Below are 22,238 nucleotides of genomic sequence, written 5' to 3'. Positions count from 1 at the left end.
TGAACCTGTGCATTTTCTTGAAAATGTAAAGGAATGGTTTGAACCGAAAGGCATGATTGCGGACACCCCTGCACATCGAAAGCAAAATATCTATACAAACTTAGCCTTATGAAAATGGCCTGATCCGGCACTGACATTAATGCCACGGATTATTGGATGCTCTCAAAAACGGTAAGCAAAGAAACAAATTTGACGCAACTATGCGAAGTCCGCCGATGCCCCACATAACCAGGCATCAATGGCGTAAGTGGCGAGCCGGCGCCTGCAAAGCTACCTTTGCCCGTTGCGCGTTCGGTTGCCGTGCGGTACTACGCACACTTCCCCCTTGACATCGCAGGCTGCCCCGAACTTGATGTAACACCGCTGCAACCAATCAGCCGTCGGCGGTCTTGCGCAAGGGGCACGCGAATAGAGAATTACCAGTGAATTCAACGTGATAGAAAGCACTGGCACAACCATCGCTCTGATATGTCGCGAGATGCATATGGCGACATCACAACAGGATGATTCCAGTCGGCATGCATACGTGGCCTCTCCTGCGGGTAGCGCAGGACGGGAATTTGCAGGTAGATCGTCCCCGAACGGCGGCTCCACAAGAGAGACCACATGCCAAAGAAAGTCCTCGCTGTATTTGGCACCCGTCCCGAGGCCATCAAGATGGCACCGCTGATTCATCGGCTGCGGGAATCAAGCAATTTCGAGTTGCGGGTCTGTGTCACCGGGCAGCACCGGTTGATGCTGGACCAGGTACTGCGGCTCTTCGACATCGTGCCGGACTTCGACCTCAATGTTATTAGCCGAGGGCAAAGCTTGTCCGACATCACGACGCGCGTCCTGTCAGGCGTACACATGGTGCTGGACCGCTTTCTGCCGGAGGCCATGCTGGTCCACGGCGACACCACCACCACGCTGGCTGCCACGCTCGCGGGCTTCTATCGAAACGTAGCGATCGGCCATGTCGAAGCGGGACTGCGGACCGGCAACCTCAGCGCCCCGTGGCCGGAAGAAATGAACCGGCGCGTGACCGACGTGATGGCGTCCTGGCATTTCGCGCCAACGCAACAGGCTCAGGAAGCCTTGCTGCGCGAAGGCGTCGACCCGGTTCGCATCAGCCTGACGGGCAATACCGGCATTGACGCGCTATTGCAGGTCAAGGCCCGACTGGACGCCGATGCCGAAATGCGCGGCCAGCTGGCGAGCCAGTACCCCTTCCTGAACGAGACCAGGCGGATGGTGTTGGTGACCGGACACCGGCGCGAAAACTTCGGTACCCCGTTCGAGCGCCTGTTCACCGCGCTGCGCACGCTGGCGGACCGCAATCCCGATATCCAGATCGTCTATCCGGTGCATCTGAACCCATGCGTGCAGGGCCCAGTGCAGGCGATCCTGAGCGGGCACCCGAACATCCATCTGATCGATCCCCAAGACTACCTGCCGTTCGTGTTCCTGATGTCGCGCGCCTACCTGATCGTCACCGACTCCGGCGGCATCCAGGAGGAGGCGCCGGCCCTGGGCAAGCCGGTCCTGGTGACACGGGAAACCACGGAGCGGCCGGAAGCCGTGGCCGCCGGTACCGCAAGGCTGGTGGGTACCGACCCCGCACGCCTCATCGCCGCCGCGGAGCAGTTGCTGAACGAGCCGGACGAATACGCCTGTATGGCGCGCGCGCACAACCCTTTCGGCGACGGCCGCGCAAGCGAACGCATCGTTTTTGCGCTGCAGGCGGCGTCGCCTGAGGCGTATCGGGAAGGTGGTGATGCATCGGTCGACGCCAACGTGGTCAGCCTGTAGCCAAGCCAGGCAAATAGCGAAATCAGCGGCCCAGCGCCACGGCCCCAACGCCCGCTGGTCGCCAAAAGTAGAGGAGCAAGCCAATGAAGCGCTTACGTATCGCAATGGATGCTGCAACCGCGGTCAAGGCGGCCACGGCAATGGCTGTCGTCGGTGCCCTGGTATCGGCGCCCGCCCATGCTGCGCTGACCGAAGAAGCTGCGGCGACCGCTGCCAAGGCCCCACTCTACCTGCCAGCGAGCCCGGCGGACCCCGGCGGGTTGAAGGGCTACAACCATGGCTTCCAGATCGACTTTGCCTATGAAGCGGACGTCAAGGGCAAGAACAAGGACAAAAAAGACAAGCTGAAGGCGATCAAGCCGAAGAAGGCCGTGGCCGGGCCGAAAGTGAAGTCGGGCACGTACACGCTTGCGCCGGCACCGGGAGCCGAGCCCGATTGACGCTGGCACGCCCCGTAATGCCTGACGATATATCGGCTCCGCAGTGACCGCTATGCACGGCGAGGCAAATCGACACTCATCGCGCTGGGAGAAGACCGTGTTCAACAAATCCAATTCACTTCTGTGGCGAAGCAGCAGCCTGGCGCTCCGGGTGCTCGTGATGTTATTCGCGCTGGCCGCGACCGTGCCGGCGGTGACTCACGCCGCGACCAACCAGATCGCGCTGCTGGTGCCCGATGGCCTGGCCCTTCCCGATGCCCGCGTATCGGCTTGGCTGGACGCCGCCCAGGAGGAAGGCCTGAAGATTACCGTCGTCAACGACACTCAGTTTCAGCAGGGAACGACCCCGGCGCAGTTTTCAGGTGTGATCCTGCCGGACCAGGTCCATGCCAACGCCAGCGATGCGCTGATCACAGCCCTCGAGACCTATACCACGCAGGGCGGCAACCTGATGCTTGTGTATGACTTCGGTGCGCTCACCACCACGGGTTTCTATGCCGTTCCCAAGAGCAGGCTCAGCAACCTCGCCGGAGTCGATTACGTCCTCTATGACCAGTTGCTCGGCAACATGATCGGCGTGGGGCCGATTACCGGGCTGGGCAGCACGCTGCGAACCCTACAGGTGCCGCCGGGCAAGTCGATGGTGTGGGACGCAGGCGCGACCGATCCGGTGGAAGGGGTCTCGGGTTATGTCTATGGCTTCCTGATTTATCCGAGCTTCGTGACGCAGGGCACCTACACGGGTTCTGCCCTGATCACGTCGCCGAACTTCGGTCTGGTGGCGGGCCTGCGTGATTTCGGCTCGGGCCGGGTGCTGTTCGTCAACACGCCGCTCTCTTACCTGAAGGGCCAGACCGATGGCATGCTCATGCATGGCTTCCTGCGCTACTTCGGCGCCAACCTCATGAAGATGCCGCGGCTGTCGGCGCAGCCCAAGGCACGCGGCGGCCTGGTGCTGAACTGGCACCTTTGCGCCGGCGACCAGATTCCGCCTGCGGTGGAAATGAATACCTGGGGCACCTTCGACAATAACAATAGTCCGTTCTCCATTTCCGTAACGGCGGGCCCCGACCAGATCGACTTCGGCGACGGCAAGGGTGTCAACCTCTCGCAAAACACGTCGGCAAAAACTCTGATGCTGTCCCTGCAATCGAAGGGGCACAAGATCGGCAGCCATGGTGGTTGGATCCACGACTACTGGGGCGCCAACGCCACCGAGGCCAACCAGTCCAGCTTCGAACAATACGTGGTGCTGAACAAGCAGAGCGTTGAGGCCGTGACTGGACGCGCCGCGGTCGAGTACTCGGCGCCGCAAGGCAATACGCCGCAGTGGTCGGTCAACTGGCTCGAAACCAACGGCAACACCGGCTACTACTTCCTGGGCCATACCGGGATGGCGCCCACGCGCAGCTATCGCGATGGTGTGCTGGCGAACAACACCATCCGCGCCTTTCCGGTGATGCCGTTCGGGCCGTACGCGACATTCGAGGAGTTCCAGGAATTCAACGTGCCCGTCACGGACATCAACACCTGGTACCGGCAGCTCATCGATTTCGTGGCGAAGAACCGCACCAGCCGGCTAATCTACATGCACCCGGCGGGCGCTATCCAGTACCCGAAGACGCTCAATGTCATCTTCAACAAGGCGGACAACGTAAAGGCAAACGGACGGTTCAGCTGGTACACGATGGATACGCTGGCGCAGTTCGCCCAGCGGCGCCAGCAGACCGTCTGGCAAGCCACCGACACCGGTAACTCCTGGGCGTTCCAGGCAACCCACCCGACGGACATGACCGACCTCGCCTGGGTGCTGCCGCGGTCGGCATACACACAGCCGGTGGTGACGCAGGGACTCGCCCTGGTGACATGGGACACCAACAACTGGATCGTCACTTCTCTGGGAGGCACCTCGCTGGCCTTCGTCGCCGGCAAGCAGTAAAGGTACAGGGACTCACCGCGCCCGCCCCGGGGCGGGCGCACGGAAAAACACCCTGCGATGAGAACAATGGAGGAGGATCGTCGAGCATGCGTGCGACGTATCGCGTAGTGCTTTCACTGAGCGGGCTGCTCTTTTTCACCACACCCGCTGCGGAAACCGAAGCCACGGAAATTCCCGGGCGGGGGCAGGCCTTCGCGCGGGGAGCTGGAACCCCGGAAGCTGCCCCTGAACCGCTGCGCAAGCTCGCAGCCCACTCTGCAGTCACAGCGCCTGGCGCAACAGTGGAACTGGCGATGACGTCGCCAGACACGCTGGAAGAGACCACGCGCACGGAGCCGGCACTGCGCCCGCGAGCCTGGACCAAGCCGGCGGCGACCGAGCCGTCGCCGAAGCGTGCAGACGCGCAGCCCATCGCGCCGGCGCTGACGGTCCTGCTGTTGCTGATCGTCGGACTGGTGATCTTTTACGCCGTGCGCCACTACATGTTCACGCTGAACCGGCTGTTCGGCAGGCAGCGCCATCCTTACCTGGACATCGACGTGGCGGACTGGCCAAGCCTGACCGTTTTGGTTGCCGCGCACAACGAAGAGGCCGTGATCGCAGGCTCTCTGATATGCCTGCTGCATGCAGACTATCCGGTTGACCGGCTCACCATCATGCCGGTCAACGACCGCTCGTGCGACGGCACGCGCGCGATCATCGATGACCTTGTGCAGCAGTATCCGGGACGCATCACACCGTTCCATCGCACCGATGGCAAGCCCGGCAAGGCGGCCGCGCTCAAGGATGCAAGCGAAGCCGTGGCCAGCGACATCATTGTCGTGTTCGACGCGGACTACCTCCCGCCGGTGGGCCTGCTCAAGCAGCTGGTGGCGCCGTTCTTTGATCCCGAGGTGGGCGCCACCATGGGCCGCGTGGTGCCAATGAACCCGGGTCGCAACCTGCTGACGCGGCTGCTCGACCTTGAGCGCTCGGGCGGCTACCAGGTCGACCAGCAGGCCCGCATGAACCTGAACCTCGTACCGCAGTACGGCGGCACCGTCGGCGGCGTCAGGATGCGGGCGTTGCAGAGCGCTGGTGGCTGGCACGACGATGTGCTGGCCGAAGACACCGACTTGACATACCGCTTGCTGCTCGCCAACTGGAAGACGATCTACCAGAACTGGTCGGAGTGCTATGAAGAGGTGCCCGAGACCTGGCCCGTGCGGGTGCGCCAGATCATGCGCTGGACCAAGGGCCACAACCAGGCGCTCTATCGGCATGGCTGGAAGATGGCTACCTGCAGCAACCACGGGTTGTTCGAGAAGATCGACGGTGTGGCGCTCCTTGGCATCTACATGATGGCGCCGCTGATGCTGTTCGGCTGGCTGCTGGCGATCCTGCTGTATTATGCCGGCGGCCTGCCGCTGTTCGGTGAAGCATTGATCCTGTTCGCCCTGATGTCATACGGGACGTTGGGCAACTTCGCCGCCTTCTTCGAGATCGCCGCCGCCGTGTACCTGGACGGCAGCCGCGAGCGCATCCGCCTGCTGCCGCTGAATTACTTCGGCTTCCTGGTCAGCATGCTGACCGTGTCGCGTGCCATCCTCAGCCAGCTCACCTTTGATTACGTCCTGCGCCGTGAACTGCGGTGGGACAAGACCGCGCGTTATCGCCAGAGGAACTGAACATGTGGCCCGTGCTGCTTGCTCTCCTCACCATGCTGGTCTTCGGGGCGCCGCTGGTGCCCGCGGTGCTTGAATGGCGGCGACGGTGCGACATCCGGCCGCTGGCGATCGACAGCGAACATACGCTGGATGTCGCGGCCGTGGCCGCAGTTTTTCGTGAGATGGTCGCTCGGACGGGCGAGAAGTCCGGCCTGCATGGACTGGTGCGTCGGGTCAGCGCGTTGCAGCCGGTGATCCGCGTGACAGGCACTTTCATGCCGATGGCGGCGCAGGCGTGCAACGGCGTCTGTTCGCGCACCATCGTCACCAGCGGTTCTCTGGTGCTTCCCGACAGCTATACGTTCTCGAAAGACATCTACGGCCGGCGCGCCATCTCGACGGGCCGCAGGAATCGCATGCAGGTGCTGCTGTCGGAGGGCGAGATCCTGATCCGCAGCGGCAGCGAGATGCAGCGCTGGGCACACGCTCGCAGTGTCCATGTCGAGCCATGGTGCCGCTTGCTCGGACCGCTCTCTGCCACCTACGCCATTCGTCTCGAAGACGACTGCGAATTTACCTCGGTCAGCGCGGCGGTCATCGGGTTTGGCGCGCGTCATCTTGCCGCGCCGCCGGACATGGACGCCACCGCCCCACCCGGCGGAGACTGGGCACATGAAGTGCTGGATCCACCCGAAGCGTCGAACGGCCGCTGGCTGGTGACGCACGATCTGACTTTTCCCGCCAGCACCCTGTATCGCGGCGACCTTGTCGTGCATGGCGACTTGTGGATCGGCTCCGGCGCGCGCATTATCGGCAGCGTCAAGGCAAGCGGTTGCATCTGCTCAGGCCCGCGGGTGCGCATCGACGGCGCATTGATTGCAGGGGGCACCATTTCCGTGGGGCGTGAGTGCGCCATCGCCGGGCCGGTGGCTGCAGAACTCGGGATCGATGTGGGGGCGCGCAGCGTTATCGGTGCGGCGAACAAGCGCACCACTGTGGTGGCGCCGGTGCTCCACGTTAGGGCTGGCACGGTAGTGTATGGCGCGGCATGCGCCGCGGAGGAAGGAAAGGTCATATCCGATGGCAATGTGGCCACCCCATGACGTGCCCTCCACCCACCATGAAAGCACTGCTCGCGCTGCTCCTGATCCTTGCCGCATACGTCCACCAGCCGGCGGGCGCTGCCGAGCTGATGCTGACCGACTACCAGCGTCAAGATGGGGCGATCACGACCTATTTCACCGGGGACTCGATCGATCCATACTTCGCGGCCAAGGCGCTGCTGGCCGCACAAGACGCGGGGATGAACACCAGAACCGCCGCAACCCGCTGGATCGCATGGCTGCTGCCGCGACAGCACGCCGACGGCCGCTTCGACCGCTATTGCATGAAGGGCCAGCGCTTCGTCTCCTGCCAGGAGGCTGACGCCGACGACGCGCTGATGGCCGCCTGGATGGAGCTGCTGGTTCGCAACGCGCCCCCCCGGGGCATGCCGCCAGCGTGGCAGGCCAGCTTCGACAAGGCCGGCCGGTACCTGGACAAACTGCGCGACCCCAGCTCCGGCGTCTACTACATCTCGGCCAAGCTTCCGGTGGCGCTGCTGATGGACAACGTGGAAGTCTCAAGCGCCTTTAAGGCGGTCAGCCACTATCGCCAGCGCCACGGAGACGCCGCAGGTGCCGCCGGCTGGGGGCGCAAGGCCGAACAGCTCGACAAGGACATCCTGCGCGTGTTCTGGCGCGCCAACCAAGGCTACCTGGTCAGCACCCAGCGGCGCGAGCAGTTCGAATTCTATCCCGATGCCGTGGCGCAGATCTTCCCCATCCTGGGCGATATCCAACCCGACGGCCGCCCCCATGCCATCACTTACCAGTCATGGATGAAAGAGTACCGCTGGGCCTGGCTGCAGATGTCAGAAGTCGATTTCCCGTGGGGGCTGGTAGCCCTGGTGGCCGACAAGATGGGAGACAAGGATGCCATCACCTGCTGGCGCCTGCGTTCCATACAGTTCCGGCATGGCAAGCACTGGAATGTCCTGGAGGAGGCATTGTACCTGGCGTTCGAGTCGAGGCTGAGCCCCGAGCAGGCGATTGCACCGCCTGCGCCGGGCTTGCGGTGTCGCTGATTTGCACCACCTGGGGCCACAACATGCAATACGCGTCCCGAGCGAAACATGATCGACTATGAAGCGGTGCATGGTTTGCCAGCAGCTTAGCAGGCCGGAGGGTCATTCCGGGCCCTTCGGTCGACATCGACCAGAAGACTAACAGGATACCCATGGCGAAGCTCACAGATAGCAGAATGTTCGGCGCTAGTGCCCTGCCCTTGCTGGGCATGCTGGCGCTGCTTGCCACCACGGATGCTCGTGGGCAGGCAGAAGCCACGCCGCCGAGGACGTTCGTGCCCTTGCTGACCGGCTTCATCGAAGGCGGTCTTGGCCACGCCAATCTCACCGGCGACAATGCCAGCTGGAACGACCAGTACCTGCGAGGCGGGGTCAACCTGACCCCGAAGGATTACGTGACCGGCGAAATCAGCCACCAGAGCCACTTCGGTGACCAGGGTACGTTCTTCGGGCTGGGCTACACCCGCACCTTCGACGAGAACTGGTACGGCTTCCTGAGCGCCGGCACCAGCGCGGGCGGCTTCTTCCTGCCCGAGGTCCGCGTCGACGGCCTGCTGTTCCGTAAACTGCTCGAGAAGAGGAACCTGGTCTTGAGCGCCGGCTTCACCTACTACCGCGCCAAAGAGGTCTATACCGACAAGACCTTGCTGCTTGGCCTGACCTACTATTTCGACGCCCCCTGGATCATCCAGCTCGGTGCCCGGCTCAACCGCAGCGATCCGGGCAACGTCCGCTCCAATCGCGGCATGATCGCCGTGACCTACGGCCGCGACAAAGACCAGTTCATCACGCTGAAATACGACGGTGGCAGCGAAGCCTATCAGCTCACCGGCGAGCAGGCACTGCTGAGCGACTTCAACAGCCATGAGGTTTCGCTGACGTGGCGAAAATGGTTTACCAAGCGCTACGGCATCAACCTGCGCGCCATTTACTACGACAACCCGTCCTACACACGCAAGCAAGCGGAGATCGGGGTGTTCGCGGAGTTCTAGCCCGGAGTTCCAGTCATGACGCATCCTACCGGACATAGTGCAGCCACGCGCGACCAGAGCGATGCACTCGGACTGACGGTCCTGTGCCTGGCCAGGCACCGATCGCTAGACCACCTGACTCTGTCCATTCCTGCGCTCACGGGGATCCTGCTGGTGCCAGCGGCGTTCAATATCGGGGAATGGTTGCTGCGCGACCGTATCAGCGGGCTATGGGCGGGTGTGCTGCGCTTCTGGATCGACAGGCTCGGCATCGAGGGCAGCGTCAGCGAGCAATTGACGCGGGTGGCGTGGTTCGACTTCAACCTGCCCTACACCGATGTTATTGCTCCCGCGCCAGATGTGCTGACCTGGTGTGTGACGCTGATCGGCACTCTCGTCGTCTGTTTGATGTCTTTCCGGATAAGGGACCAGTACCTGCCGCTGCGGTATTTCCTGCTGTTCGCCGTATTCATCCAGGCCACGGCATTGCTGTTCTTCGCGGTGGCGCCCCAGAGCTTTCCGTACACTGCCAGCAGGTATGTGGACAACGGCGTGAAGACTTGCGCCAGCTTGTTGTTCCTGCTGCCATGGGGCCATGCGTTGGTCTACTACATCTTTGACTTCTCGTGGCCGAAGAAGGTATTCCTGACGCTGCTCACACTTGTGTTTGTGGTGGTCGCGGTGCCGATGCAGCTGGCGCTGCACATCTACCTGATGGTGTCCTGTTCGCTGCTGCTGATGCCGCTGCTATCGTTTGTATTCGGACCCACAATGCTGCTGTTTGGGTGCATTGCCTTGTATGGGTGGGCGATGAGCTGGGATAAGTCGCCCCCGACCACCGAACCATTCGAAACTTCTCGTGAATAATGAGTCTGAATGGGTTCGGCGGTCGACCTCTGCCAATGTCTAATCGTTCGCAGGTTCACCTTTGGACTTCAGCAGCACATGCCGCCCTTCGCTGACGGTTCCGTTCTTGCCAACGGCGTAGAGCACGTAGTCGCCGGCAATCGCGAGCCCAGGCAGTGGCGGAGCGGTGACATCCAGTTTGCCGTCGTTCTGCACCCGGACCGGCAGCTTCACGTACCGGTTTCCCCAGGTCCAGTTGTGCGTGATCGGGCCAGTCCGCACCAGCGTCACCGATTCGACCTCGGCACCGGAGACGTCGAGCTTGAAGCTGTTGCCGTAGTGGATGCTGTTCGGGCTGTTGTTGATGACCGGCTTCGCCCCCTTGAAGAAATACGGCGGCTTGTAGAACTCGATGACCGGTACCGCGGCGTCACGCTGCGCCTGCGTCTGGGGGGATCCCGGTATCAGGTTGACCCGGTTGCCTCCCATCACCCATACACCACCATTTGGCATCAGCAGCGCAGTCGAATGGTCATGCCGGGGCACCGGCGACGTGACCACGTCGGTCCTGCTACCGTCGGCCGGGTTGAACATCTGGTAGACAAGGCTGTTTACGCTGCCATCGGCACCACCAACGACCAGCAGTTTCCCGTCCGGCAGCGCGACCACGTTGTTCTGCGAAACCGGCAGGGCCAGGTTGGCGAGGGATTTCCATTTTGGCGCCGAACTGGAGAAGTTGATGGTTTCCGCAACCGCTGAAGCTGGTGTGTTGCCACCATTCGATCCGCCGAACAGGAACACCTCCTGCGACCATGTGCCGTCCGCCTTGATCGTTACCATGATGGCCCCGGCGCCACTGTCATGGGCATTCTGCGCGGTATCGACATATTGCCAATGGTTTTGCGCCGGCGTGGCGATCAGGGGATCGGCCAGCGCGGCCTGGACATCGAACAGGTAGGTCTTGCCGCTGTAGAAGAACGGGTCGTAGCCGCGGATATTGAGCCCCCCCGGTTCCCCAGGCAGGGGCGGCACGACTTCGGATGTCACAGCGACCTTCCAGTCCTTCTCGCCAGGCCCGGTCTGGACCACGAAGGCGCGCGGATACATTGGCAGGAGCTTCCGCGCGCTCTCGAGCGCAACCGTCGTGTCCGTCTTGGGGTCGTACACTTCCGGGACCGCCTGCCGCACCTTGGTGGCGCTCGCATTGGCGGCCCCTACACTGGTATCCTGGTCCGAGCCGGACAGGACCAGGATTTTCCCGTCGGGCAGGGTCACAGCGGTCGGATACCACCGTTGGTACTTCAGGTCCGAGGAAATCGGCGGGTCGGTGTTGTCCTCATTGAGCGGATCGCAATGTGACAGGATGCCGGTCGGATCCGATTCAAAGCCTGACCTGACACAGGGCGTAGGCCTGAATACCCATTGCTCGGTCTTGGGGTCGAATATGTTGACTTTCCTGCCGCCATTGTTGCCGCCTTTGTCGTGCAGCCCGACAACGTAGATGCGGCCGTCGATGCCGGCCACGTGGCCATTGCAGAACAGGTTATATCCCAGTCCCCTGGAGAAGCCGGCGTCCGAAAAGAACGGGTCGGTATAGCTGATGTCCGCGCTGGTCAGGTCGGCGATAGCAGTCTTGGTGAATACGCCGGTATCGATCAGGGACTGTAGTCCACAGACATCGACGATCTGGGTGTTTTCCCGCTCGAGGTCAGAGCTGTAGCGCGACCAGCCGCTTTCATCGAGTTGCCCCAGTCCGAAGCCGCCCTGTACCAGATCGATGTACTTCTGGTTGAATCCCGGGAAGCCACCGCCCTGCACCGGGGGATTAAGATAGTGCTTCGGCTTGTACTCAGATGGCCGCATCCAGATCAGCATCTTCGGACATTCAGCGTATTTCTTGTTCCATATAAGGGAGGTGTGAATAAAATCCTTGTGTACCGGAATCAGGCCGCTGTTTACCCCACATACCGCCGCACCCGCGGCAGGGCATGCATCCGCCGCCGACGCGGTACCGACCGGTGCGGCGATAAGCCAGAACGAGCATGTGCCTGTCACCGCCAGTGACAGGGCGTTACGACGATTTGCCATACGACCACCTTTGAGGCCATCCATTCGGGAATAGAGTCTGGTGGCCTGCAACTGCCCGCAGTACCTCCAGCCTCGAGAAGCTGTTTCAACCTAGGTACGCGGCGCCCTCCTTCACTGAACTCTGTGGCGCATTTGGCTATGCCCCTGGACGGGCGCAGCAGCGTCGCAAGACGGGAAAGCGCGCGGGACGACATCCCTGGTCTCGGCCGGCCCCCTCCAATACTTCCTTCGGGCAGTAGCTTCACTGCCAAAACTGGGCGCGCACCGGCGTCGCCGGCGCACACCCGGCATCTCCCCGGAATAGCGAATTGACCTGGATGGCGATGCGAAATTGGTGCCAACGAGGCTAGCTTCTTGATTCTGTTCGGAAATGTCGCAGCGGCAGGATTGCCGGCCAGAGCAAACCGGACGAATCGTTTCAGAATGGAGACAAACACATGGCAGCTGGCGTGTTCGTCCGCGGTGACAATTGGCGGCGAGCGCTACGCCCGCGTCGGTGGAGACATTGCGACGCGCACTGTTCGAACGGCGCCCCCGCCGCCAGCTTCCTGAGGCCCTGCTCCCGTGGACCACCTTCCAGGACCACGGGATTGCCTTTCCGTGATTCGAGCGCTAGAAGAAGGCTCCTGTCGGCGGCAACGTCCCGTTGAGGTAGTGGTCGCCAAGGACGCGCTCCTTGTAAAGCCGGGGATTGTGCGAGGCAATGACCTTGATGTTCCGCCAATGCCGATCCAGTGCCGTGCGCGTCGAGACGCCACTGCCGCTGGAGACGTCGATCAGCAAGCCGGCCAGCGTCGCCGAGACCTCGTCGGTCACGACCTTGGCTTCGGACGCTGCCAGTGTGGCAGCCAGCGACAGCTCGTGCGCCTCGCGGGTGCCGGCGCCTTGCCAGGCCGCCTCCAGCGCATGGACCGCGCGCAGTGTCACCGCATGCACGGCACTGCGATAGGCGGCGATCCTTCCGACCGCCGCCTGCAATTCCGGCTCGTCCGCCGGCCGCTGCGCGAGTCCGTGGTAGTAGTTGCGGTGCCGCGCTCGCACCAGCGCGATGGCATCCGCCAGGATCCGGCTGACGATGCCAGCGATGACCGTGGTCAGGTAGACCTGGTGGAAGGTAAAGGCGTACAACTTTGGCCGTCCGTCGTCGACGCGGGCGGGGACGTCGAACAGGTCCGCATCCGGCACGCGCACGCGCTCGAACACCGTCGTGCCCGAGCCGGTCAGCTTCTGGCCAAAGCCGTCCCAGTCGTCGTCAAGCCGCACGCCGGGCGCCGAGGCCACGACGAAGAACTGGCGAACCTTGCCTTGCTCCGGCTCGACCGCGCTGGAGAACAGGTAGTCGGCGTAGAGGTTGCCGGTCGAGTAGATCTTGCTGCCGGATACCTGCCAGCCGCTTTCACCGGCAACGGGTTCGAGGCGCGTTGCGGGCAGCTGTCCCAGCGATCCCGCCGGTTCGCCTGTGACTTCGTTGAATACCACGCCGAAGGTCTTGCCTTCCCCCGCCAAGGCGAGCACCCGGCGCGAGAACGGCTCATCCGGGGTGCCGGCGTGCTGCTCGACCGCGAAGAAGTGGTTGCGAAACACATGCGCCAGGTTTGAGTCGGCCGCGGCCAGATCCCGGACCAGGTCGAACAGCTCCGGCAGAGACACCCCCTGCCCGCCCTCCCATTGCTGCAGGCGCACGGCACCGAAGCCGCGGATCTTCAGCGCCGCCGCCTCGCTGATAGCCAGGCGGCGCTCGACATCGCGCGCGGCGGCGCCTTCGGCGAGTTCGCGGAACAGGGCCTCGTAGTCGAGGCGGCGGGTGACGTCGCTCCAGGCGAGCAAGTCAATGGCCGCGGTGTCAGGCATGGCGGGCGGCTCCTTGCGTCGGTGCGTGGCGGGCTTCGCGCGGATCGGCATAGGCCGGCAAGCCGAGGTGGTCGCGCAGTGTCGTCCCGGCGTATTCCCTGCGGAAGCGGCCGGCCTGAGCGACCTTGTCAAAGGGCAGCTTGCCGTCCAGCGGCAGGTCGGATGGATCCAGCGCGAGATGATGGGCCAGTTCGGCACGCAGAAAATCGTGGTCCAGCAGCTCGTCCAGCTCGCGCTTGCGGCGCTGCGTGACGGCGCTGAGCGTGGCGTGTAACGCAAGCGGATCCAGCGCGCGCCACGGCCGGTGGAACGCTTCAGGCACCAGTCCGCCCGGGCCGTCGGCAAGGCATAGCGCGTCGATCTTGCCGCGCTCGGCAATGCGGGCAATGCGGATGAAGGCGTCTACCTGACGGATGCCGAGCATGGTGTTGATGTAGATGGGAAACAGCACCGCCAGCGACACCAGGAAAATCTTGCCGCTCTCTTCCACGCCGAACCAGATGATGACCAGCGGTAGCAGTGCCAGGAATGGCACGGCGCGCACCATCTGCACCGAGCGGTCGAAGACCGCCTCCGCCAGGCGAGAAAAGCCCACTACGATCCCCAGGGCCTGGCCAACAGATCCGCCGATGGCAAAGCCCGTCATGGCGCGCGCCAGGCTGTACGCGAGATGGCTGAACAGCGATCCGTCGCGGATCATTTCCCCGGCGGTCAGTGCCACGCTGGTTGGCGCAGGAAGGATCTGGGGATCAATGTGGCCGGCGCGGGAAAGTGCTTCCCATACAAGGAGGACGGCCAACGGGGTCGCCCATGAAATCGCGGCGAGTTGCGCACGGGAAAGCCGGCGTGGGACTGCACGGCCTTCCGTGGAAATGGGCGTCGTGGAAATTCTGGCGGCCTACGGCCGCCATGCACTAGGCAAAAAGTACAACACCGGGGGGCTATGGGGATCCTTGCCAAATTCGCGTTGCGCTACTGGTCCGAGGTTCGCATCGCGGAGCCGGCGCAGTTGCCCAGCGGAGTTGGCAGCAATCGCTTGCATAGGGGTGCGGCGGACCTTTAGCTCACGCCATCGGCCACTATTGCTGGGTGAGCATCAGGTTCAGGTTCTGAACCGCGGCACCGGATGCGCCTTTGCCGAGATTGTCGAATACCGCGGACAGCAGGACGTGCCCGTGTTCCATGTTAGGAAATACGCTTAAGTGCATGTCGTTCGTACCGTTCAGCACTTGCGGATCCAGATGCTTTAAAACGCACGATTCGTGCAACGGCAGGATATGTACATGGGCCGCCCCGGCATAGTGGCGGGCGAGGCATGCGTGGAGCGTGGGGCCATCCACGTCGGGGGCCAGCAGCCGCAACGCGAGGGGCACCGTCAGCACGATGCCCTGGCGGAACGCACCATACGCGGGAACGAAGATGGGACGCTGCGCGAGTCCGGCGTGCTGCTGGATCTCCGGGGGGTGCTTATGCGCGAGTTCCAGGCCATACAACTGGAATGCCGGCGCGCTGATGGCATCCGGCCCCTCATACTCTTCCACGCCGGCACGCCCGCGTCCGGAGTAGCCGGACACCGCATGAATGCTGACCGGGTAGCTGGCTGGGACAAGCCCGGCCTGCACCAGGGGACGCAGCAGGCCAATCGCACCGGTCGGATAGCAGCCGGGATTGGTGACCCGTCGCGCGTTCGCAATGCGCGCGGCCTGTCCCGGTGCCATTTCCGGAAAGCCATAGGTCCAGTCCGGATGCGTGCGGTGGGCGGAACTTGCGTCGATCACCCTGACGTCGGGATTGACGATGGCATTCACCGCTTCGCGTGCGGCGGCATCGGGCAAACAGAGGATGGCGATGTCGCAGGCATTGATGGCTTCCGCACGACGCCGCGGGTCCTTGCGTTCCGACGCGGCAAGCGTGAGCAGGCTGAGATCGGTCCGGCCGCGCAGCCGTTCGTGGATTTGCAACCCGGTGGTGCCTTGGTCGCCGTCGATGAAAACCAGGGGAGAGCTCATGCGAGGAATACTCCGGTGACTGAAGGGGTAACACGTCGAAGGAGCCCTAATCTTCCACGGACCACTAGAATAGGGAAAGTTGAATTTCACAACCTTGACATTCAGTTTTCCTGAATCCGGAGCCAACATGCGAGAGATCAGCCTGGACCGCCTGCGCACGCTGGTCGCCATTGCCGACCATGGCTCATTCGCCGAGGCGGCGCGTGCATTGCACCTTGCGCCGCCCACGGTCAGCCTCCACATCGCTGAACTGGAGCTCCGCATCGGGGCACCGCTCCTGTCGCGAAAACGCGGACAGGTAAGGCCGTCGGCGATCGGAGAGGTGCTGGTGGAGCGCGGGCGTCGGCTGCTGGCCGATGCGGAGCAGGCGCTGGACGATATTCAAAGACAGGTGGAGGGGCTCGAAGGGCGCGCCCGGCTCGGTGCGTCGACTGGCGCGATCGCGCACCTGCTGCCACAGGCGATCGAGGTGCTGCGCCAGCAGCATCCCGCCATCGACATTCAGATTGCGGTCCTCACTTCACAGGAAACACTGTCCCGACTGGCGGACGGCACGCTGGATATCGGGCTGGTTGCACTGCCTCAGCCGCCGGTTGCCGGACTGGTGATAAAACCCTGGCGCCGCGACCCCGTGATGGCCTTCGTGCCGGCGCATTGGCAGTGCCCGGCCCGCGTCACGCCGGAATGGCTCGCCGCCCAACCTCTGATTCTCAATGACGCGGCCACGCGCCTCTCGCGTCAGACTGCGGAGTGGTTCGCGGCCGCGGGACACCATCCCGCGCCACGCATTCAGCTCAACTACAACGACGCGATCAAGAGTCTGGTCGCGGCGGGTTACGGCGCGGCGCTGTTGCCCCACGAGGCCACCACGCCATTGCCGGACAAGCGCATCGTCATGCGTCCGCTGCGCCCGGCGTTATGGCGTCGGCTCGGCATCGCGCATCGTGCGGGGTACGTTGAACGCTCCACCCAACACGTACTGGATGCGCTGTGGGATCTGCGATTGGTGTAGTAGTTGCCGGTCGCAGCTTCGGTTCGTTCTGGCTGGGGCGGTAGGCTTATTGCACGCCGCGGCGAATGAATGGCCGGTTTGTAGAAATCTGATTGACCGAAATGGGTTGCGGATTCAACCGGTCGCGGGCCCGCTGCGGCCACCCGACTGCGTCCGGCCATAGTCACATACCAGCGATGCACGTTGCATCGTCGGCAAGTCGATTGCTACCCTGGGGCCGCCGCGGCTCGTTGGAGGAGATTCATTGGACCAAGTCTCTCTATGATTCGCATCTGCGCCACGTCCCGCACAAATAACGAGCCGGCGAACCCCAGAGCATTAACCGCGATGCCTTCAACGACCTCGCTGAATCTTGGCACGAGCAGTAGCCCTGCGGACATAACCAGCAGATTGTATGGCGCTGATTGGAGCAACCTGCCATCCACATCGATGGCCCGGATGCCAACCGCATCGAGCAATGCATGGTAGCGTTCGCACACCGTGCATGCCATTTCGTGCTGCGGCGCAGCAAAGATATCCAACGGCGCGAAGGCATTTGCAAATGCCAGACCGGGGACGATGCCGATGGTGCCGGTGACTCGCGCCGATTTCAGTAAGGGGCCGATCGGCACCGACGGCCCCGACTCGGCAAGCGGCAGTGGTACAGCCTGCAGATGCTTATGGGCTTGACTCGCTCCAGCGGCGGCCCCAGCGTTGTAGAAGCCCAGGCTACCGAACTCCGCCATGCAAGCCAACAGCGCGGCGAAGTCCGCTACGGTCAACAAAGATTCTTGCGGCTCGAAACGGCGCGTGGCGATGAGCAGGTGATGCTCGATGACGTTGAACTTGTTAAGCAAGGCCACATGGGTATCGGAAATATCCGCAACGAACAAATCAGGGTCATAGGGAAGGAATGGATTTCCACCGGCCCCACCGGTTCCGCATACTTTGTCCTTGCGGGCCAGGTTCGACACCTGGCGAACCAAAAACCGCACGCCGCCATCCTCGATCGACGATTGGACTGTTTCGATCGGACACAACGCCCCTCTCTGCAGGGCGTGCGCCGTTCGTTGCACGATGGCCGGCCAAAGGGTACCGGGCTGAAGGCTTGAATGGTGCATGGTCCGCTTGCAGTTACCACTGCAGCATAGATTCCCCTGTGGGAGTGCTCAACTGATGGCTCCGCAATGGCGTCGGCAAGAGACGCCTGATGAGTTGAAAGTGTCGCGCCATCATGATGGGTAGAAATGTACTATCGCGTCTGAATCCCATCGTGATGGGCAGCAGTGCCATGGCAACCGTTCCACTTCGCGGCCGGCAGCGATTCCATATAATGGCCCAACCGGGGATTCGACACGATATAGGAGTTCCGTCGAGCCCAGTTTAGCGCTGCTTTGAGTACCTCGGACTCTCGCTGACTCCAATCACTTCTCATGAGGGGAGCGGCGTCCTGTCCTATCGTGGCGTACACAGCCGCTTGGTGCAGAGGTTCGCGGCTCCGCTTTCCTGGGATAGTAAATGTGCGAATCGTTACGCGCATATCACTCGAACAGAGTTGCTTGATGAGCGATTATGTCGGGCCCAAAATGACATCGCTGTGACGGCCATCTTCTTGAACGCGGATCGCTGATCGGTCATTATGTCTAAGCTGCGACCTGCCGCGGAAGACCCTCCAGATGACACTGCCGAAGTTCTGGTTGAGGGACAAGCAACTGCGCTTCCGCCTGCTGCTGTCGATTCACAAGTCTCGCTGGGCCTGCCGCCTGGTGTCCGAGATCACCAGCGTGCGCGTAGAGCACCTAATGACTACAGTGAAGCGGATGCTATCCCGGGGCATCGAGCGCCGTCGCAGCGCGGATGGTAACTGGGCACACTACGCGGACACCGGTCTGAGCACCGACGCCCGTGGCAGTTACCGATCGCTGTGGGAGCAGATCAACGGCCCCGCCGTGGGTGACGTTGGTTGAGTTCAGGAGGGTTCAGGCATGAGCATCAACCCACGCCCTCGCCCAGACGAGACCTTCCGCGACTGCCCGCTGGAAGCTCGGGTAAAAGCCGATCGGATCGGAGGTCTCTAGCACTTGGGTGCCTTTCTCTACGGCCCCCGATGCTTCGAACGAGCCGTCCCCCATGGGCTTCGCAAAGCCTCGAATGGTGTATCCCCCGTAGGTCTCTGTTGCCATAGTCAACCCCGTCCGTTTCGGAGGATCGTAGCATGACGGAAGAACGCCCCATCCCCTTCGGCGGCGTGTGGTATGGCGGCGCCTCGAGTCGCGCGCCACGTGCGGCGCCAACGGGTCGGGAGTCTGCCGGACGTAAAGACCTTGCAGTCAGAATGCGGTCGGTGACAAATCCAGGCCGCCACTCGAATCGATGGAAATGCGATAACGGACCGTCGCAGCTGGAGTGAGCCTTACCTCCCTCTCCTTCAAGCCACCGAGACACATTGCCGAAGTCTGGGCGCCAAGAATGATCGCCCCCGGTTTGGCGTAGAACCGGGCCACCTCACCGGACTTGAGTCGGCCCACTTCCTTCCCATCGACTGACAGGACTGTATCGCAAGCGCTGCCGTAGAACCCTTGATCCCGGGTCACGACCAGCGTTGCAAACTCGCCGGGTGGCGGCGTTTGCAATCCGCTAAGTCTCTCGGAAGGCGCTGGCGCCGCCTGACTTGCCGGTATAGGGGTGGTCGAGCATGCGGAAACCAGCATGGTCACCACGCAGGCAGAGAGGATTGTTCTTCGGATTAACACGTGGCCCTCCAGAAGGCTGCAACGCAATGAGTGCAGGAACAAGGCGACGATTAAGGGTCGGCTCAGAACTTGTGCCGGACACCCAAGGCGACGCCGAACATGTTGCTCTGCCCGTTGCCCAGGACATAGCTGTTACCCAGCGACAGGCTGTTGGCAAAGACGGTCGCCAGCGAGTCAAGCATCTAGCCGGCGTTCTTGGCATAGGCCGTGGTCACGTAGACATCGGTACGCTTGGACAGCGAGTAGTCGGCCACGAAGGAGACCTGCCACGGATTGGCCACATTTGTGTTGCCGTAAAGGTTCTTGAGATCGTCGTAGTTGTACTCGAGCGTGAGCGCCAGCGCCAGCGTGACCTGGTAATTGGCGCCGATCCGTTGACGTATTCCACGTTGGGGTCGATCACGCCGGACAGCGTGACGCTTGACTGCGCAAGGGCCGCCAGCGGCCATCCCAGCACAGACGCCGGGGCCGTCCTCTTCAGTGCCATGCCCGCTCTCCTCTCATTCTATTTTTCTTGGTGGTTTAACCACGCCTTCGTTCGTTTGCATGGATGGCCTTACAGCGTGCTGCCAGGCAACCTGTTCGAGCATAGGAGCGTAATTCGTTCTCCGCCAACATCCGATGACTGGAAACGCTCGAAACGGAAAAACGGTGTCGGCCGGTTGCAACAGTCGCCAGCGAAGCGCTCTCCGCGCGGAGCGCCTAGAATGCTGGTGAGCCAAGCTCACAGGAGCTGGATCAGAAGTCGTTTCCGTGTCTGAAATCCAAACTCACATAACGTATCGAGGAGAGCGACATGTCCGTATGCAAATTGTCCGCATTTGGTTTCGCAGTCCTGATGGCACTGACTTCGATAGGCGCAGCCGCCCAGACGGCCCAGGGATCCCAACCGGGGACGGCGCCATCCGACGTTCCTGCAGCGCCTCCGACTACGGCCCAGGCCAAGGCCCTGATTGCCGAGCGCTTCAAGGCAGCCGATTCCAATCATAACGGCAAGCTGACTCGCGACGAAGCCCAGGCGGGAATGCCAAAGGTCTACGAAAATTTCGACAAGATCGACGTAAGAAAGCAGGGTTATGTCACTGAGCGCCAGATCGGTTCCTACTGGATGAAGAAGACCAAGGACCAGATGCAGAAGGAAGATCCGATCTGGAACTGAAGGCGCTGCAGGTTCTCATAAGATGAGGGAGCGGGAGAATTCGAGCCGTATCTCCCGCCCGCAGTGGTCCCGCATGCACCTGATCGAGACTAAGATAAAAAGCGCACCCTACCCGTAAGGCAACGGCAACCGCTTTAGAACTCATTTCAAAATGAAGACCCGTCACGCTGAAGGGTGCGCCAGCAAATGAGGCAGCAGGCCAGCTTGAGTAAGGCTTCATGGATGTCGGCGCGACGCTCGAAGCGGGTGCGCAAACGCCGGAATGCATGCAACCAAGCATGAGTGCGCTCTACAACCCAGCGGATCTTGCCGAGTCCGCTGCCGTGCGGCTGGCCACGCCGAGCGATCGAAGTCGGGATGCCGGCAGCGTGAAGCGGCCTGCGATATTTGTCGTGGTCGTACGCGCGATCAGCGTAGATGCGGCCAGGCTTGCGCAAAGGGCGGCCTCGGCATCCTCGGATAGCCGGAATCGCTTCGATCAGAGGCAGAAGCTGGGTGATGTCGTTACGGTTTGCGCCGGTCAGGATGACCGCGATCGGCGTGCCGTTCGCATCGGTGGCGACGTGGTGCTTGGAACCTGGTCGCGCGCGATCGGTGGGGTTCGGGCCTGTTTTTGGCCCGCCCCAATCGCTCGAACTGAAGAGGAATCGATGACGACGCGTGAGAAATCGATGCGATCGGCCGCGCGTAGCTTGCCTAGAAGGATCTCGTGCAATCGATCCCATACGCCGGCACTTTGCCAATCGCGTAGCCGACGCCAGCAACTGACACCGGAGCCGCAACCCATCTCGGCGGGTAGTTCGTTCCACCGGATGCCGCTTCTCAAGACAAACAGGATGCCTGTCAGTGCTGCCCGATCCGACACCGGCATGCGACCCGGATATCGGAATCGTCGCGGCTTGGCCGGAGGAAGAAGCGGTTCGATCAGTGCCCACAATTCGTCGTCAATGATTGGCTTGCCCATCCCCTCTGTCCTGTTGTCACAACGGATGAGGTTAACAGGTTCGCCCTAAAGTTAACAGTATCCGGCAGCTCTTTTTGAAACAGGTTCTTAGGGAGACCAGTTGTGCGAAGTGGCGCGTGATGCTGCATGCAAGGCGGTCCCCCCTCACGAGCTTTGACCTAACCCCCATATGTCTGTTGCCGATCGCGGGGCTACGATGCGTCAGAAATAGGCGGGCCCGCCGCATGGCCGCGCACCCCCCCGCCCGGGGCGCGCGCAGCGCCGGATCCAGTGCGGATCTATCTGAGGACCGGCCGAGATTCGAAAGTTATGGACTGCAGAGCACAATCGCGAATCCCGGCAGATCCCCGCCGGCAAGCCTGCCTGCACGAGGTCCATGCCGGCCACCACTCCCCAGCCGACTGGAAAGTATCTGGAGCAGCACCGCCATGCAGCTCGACATGGGGAGATGACCCACAGCAGGCGTGCGGGTGCCACGGCGCACACGCAATGATCTGGAGGCGGCATGTCAGCCAGGGAAGGCGCACCGGCAACTCAGCAGCGAGCTGGGCCGCAACCCACCACCATCATGCCCGCCGTCACCCCGGAACGGATGAGCACGCCAAAACCGTTGCGCACGATGATCGGGCAACATGGCAGACCTCTAGCGGCGCCTGAAGCCTGCG

Annotated in this window: 17 protein-coding genes and 1 pseudogene; 11 read left to right on the top strand and 7 right to left on the bottom strand. The window is 62.3% G+C overall.

The window, feature by feature from the left end:
• Nucleotides 1-606: 606 nt before the first annotated feature.
• The 8 genes from wecB to J8I82_RS31445 all read left to right on the top strand — a co-directional run bounded on the left by wecB (nucleotide 607) and on the right by J8I82_RS31445 (nucleotide 9,779).
• Complete coding sequence (gene wecB, locus J8I82_RS31480; RefSeq protein WP_209763495.1) at nucleotides 607-1,791, top strand: non-hydrolyzing UDP-N-acetylglucosamine 2-epimerase; 1,185 nt, start codon at nucleotides 607-609, stop codon at nucleotides 1,789-1,791.
• 83 nt (nucleotides 1,792-1,874) lie between these two features.
• Nucleotides 1,875-2,231 (top strand): hypothetical protein, encoded by a 357-nt coding sequence (locus J8I82_RS31475; RefSeq protein WP_245180329.1) that lies wholly within the window; start codon nucleotides 1,875-1,877, stop codon nucleotides 2,229-2,231.
• 160 nt (nucleotides 2,232-2,391) lie between these two features.
• Nucleotides 2,392-4,170, top strand: a complete 1,779-nt coding sequence (locus J8I82_RS31470; protein ID WP_209763518.1) for a polysaccharide deacetylase family protein — start codon at nucleotides 2,392-2,394, stop codon at nucleotides 4,168-4,170.
• Nucleotides 4,171-4,463: 293 nt separating this feature from the next.
• Nucleotides 4,464-5,837: a glycosyltransferase family 2 protein gene (locus tag J8I82_RS31465; RefSeq protein ID WP_209763493.1), complete on the top strand. Its 1,374-nt coding sequence runs from the start codon at nucleotides 4,464-4,466 to the stop codon at nucleotides 5,835-5,837.
• Nucleotides 5,838-5,839: 2 nt separating this feature from the next.
• On the top strand, nucleotides 5,840-6,919 hold the full coding sequence (locus J8I82_RS31460; protein ID WP_209763491.1) for a bactofilin family protein: 1,080 nt from the start codon (nucleotides 5,840-5,842) through the stop codon (nucleotides 6,917-6,919).
• Between the two features lie 17 nt (nucleotides 6,920-6,936).
• On the top strand, nucleotides 6,937-7,941 hold the full coding sequence (locus J8I82_RS31455) for a hypothetical protein (protein ID WP_245180328.1): 1,005 nt from the start codon (nucleotides 6,937-6,939) through the stop codon (nucleotides 7,939-7,941).
• Between the two features lie 152 nt (nucleotides 7,942-8,093).
• Complete coding sequence (locus J8I82_RS31450) at nucleotides 8,094-8,933, top strand: YaiO family outer membrane beta-barrel protein (protein WP_209763489.1); 840 nt, start codon at nucleotides 8,094-8,096, stop codon at nucleotides 8,931-8,933.
• Between the two features lie 15 nt (nucleotides 8,934-8,948).
• Nucleotides 8,949-9,779: a hypothetical protein gene (locus J8I82_RS31445; RefSeq protein WP_209763487.1), complete on the top strand. Its 831-nt coding sequence runs from the start codon at nucleotides 8,949-8,951 to the stop codon at nucleotides 9,777-9,779.
• A 39-nt stretch (nucleotides 9,780-9,818) separates the two neighbouring features.
• Here the strand turns inward: J8I82_RS31445 and J8I82_RS31440 are convergent, their stop codons facing one another.
• The 4 genes from J8I82_RS31440 to argC form a co-directional block, all read right to left on the bottom strand.
• The gene (locus J8I82_RS31440) at nucleotides 9,819-11,846 is read right to left on the bottom strand and encodes a galactose oxidase early set domain-containing protein (protein ID WP_209763486.1); all 2,028 of its coding nucleotides are present in this window, start codon (nucleotides 11,844-11,846) and stop codon (nucleotides 9,819-9,821) included.
• Between the two features lie 612 nt (nucleotides 11,847-12,458).
• Nucleotides 12,459-13,697, bottom strand: a complete 1,239-nt coding sequence (locus J8I82_RS31435) for an acyl-CoA dehydrogenase family protein (RefSeq protein WP_209763484.1) — start codon at nucleotides 13,695-13,697, stop codon at nucleotides 12,459-12,461.
• Nucleotides 13,690-14,418 carry an ABC transporter permease gene (locus J8I82_RS39420; protein WP_209763483.1) on the bottom strand — a complete coding sequence of 243 codons (729 nt, stop codon included), beginning with the start codon at nucleotides 14,416-14,418 and terminating at the stop codon, nucleotides 13,690-13,692. Before J8I82_RS39420 ends, J8I82_RS31435 begins: the two co-directional genes overlap by 8 nt.
• Before the next feature lie 358 nt (nucleotides 14,419-14,776).
• Entirely contained in the window at nucleotides 14,777-15,706 is a 930-nt protein-coding gene (gene argC / locus J8I82_RS31425; protein ID WP_209763482.1) for an N-acetyl-gamma-glutamyl-phosphate reductase, read from the bottom strand.
• A 127-nt stretch (nucleotides 15,707-15,833) separates the two neighbouring features.
• On the opposite strand from argC, the gene J8I82_RS31420 reads away from it, so the two are divergent.
• Nucleotides 15,834-16,718 (top strand): LysR family transcriptional regulator, encoded by an 885-nt coding sequence (locus J8I82_RS31420; RefSeq protein WP_209763481.1) that lies wholly within the window; start codon nucleotides 15,834-15,836, stop codon nucleotides 16,716-16,718.
• 206 nt (nucleotides 16,719-16,924) lie between these two features.
• Here the strand turns inward: J8I82_RS31420 and J8I82_RS31415 are convergent, their stop codons facing one another.
• Nucleotides 16,925-17,818, bottom strand: a complete 894-nt coding sequence (locus J8I82_RS31415; RefSeq protein ID WP_209763480.1) for an ATP adenylyltransferase family protein — start codon at nucleotides 17,816-17,818, stop codon at nucleotides 16,925-16,927.
• A 555-nt stretch (nucleotides 17,819-18,373) separates the two neighbouring features.
• Here J8I82_RS31415 and J8I82_RS31410 point away from each other — a divergent pair.
• Entirely contained in the window at nucleotides 18,374-18,664 is a 291-nt protein-coding gene (locus J8I82_RS31410; protein WP_209763479.1) for a hypothetical protein, read from the top strand.
• Between the two features lie 848 nt (nucleotides 18,665-19,512).
• On the opposite strand, the pseudogene J8I82_RS31405 reads toward J8I82_RS31410, so the two are convergent.
• Nucleotides 19,513-19,821, bottom strand: a pseudogene (locus J8I82_RS31405) (porin); the annotation flags it as partial.
• A 425-nt stretch (nucleotides 19,822-20,246) separates the two neighbouring features.
• Between J8I82_RS31405 and J8I82_RS31400 the strand changes: the two are divergent.
• Nucleotides 20,247-20,609 (top strand): CREC-EF hand family protein, encoded by a 363-nt coding sequence (locus tag J8I82_RS31400; protein WP_209763477.1) that lies wholly within the window; start codon nucleotides 20,247-20,249, stop codon nucleotides 20,607-20,609.
• Between the two features lie 146 nt (nucleotides 20,610-20,755).
• Here the strand turns inward: J8I82_RS31400 and J8I82_RS31395 are convergent.
• Nucleotides 20,756-21,573 (bottom strand): IS5 family transposase gene (locus J8I82_RS31395; protein ID WP_209763476.1). Its coding sequence is split into 2 segments (ribosomal slippage): nucleotides 20,756-21,225 and nucleotides 21,225-21,573, totalling 819 coding nucleotides; the frame shifts between segments, so codons are not numbered across the junction.
• Nucleotides 21,574-22,238: the final 665 nt, after the last annotated feature.

This window comes from Cupriavidus consociatus (genome assembly GCF_017814975.1).
Classification (GTDB): domain Bacteria; phylum Pseudomonadota; class Gammaproteobacteria; order Burkholderiales; family Burkholderiaceae; genus Cupriavidus; species Cupriavidus consociatus.
The sequence above is the reverse complement of the archived record's forward strand: the minus strand, read 5'-3'. Positions and strand labels throughout refer to the sequence as shown.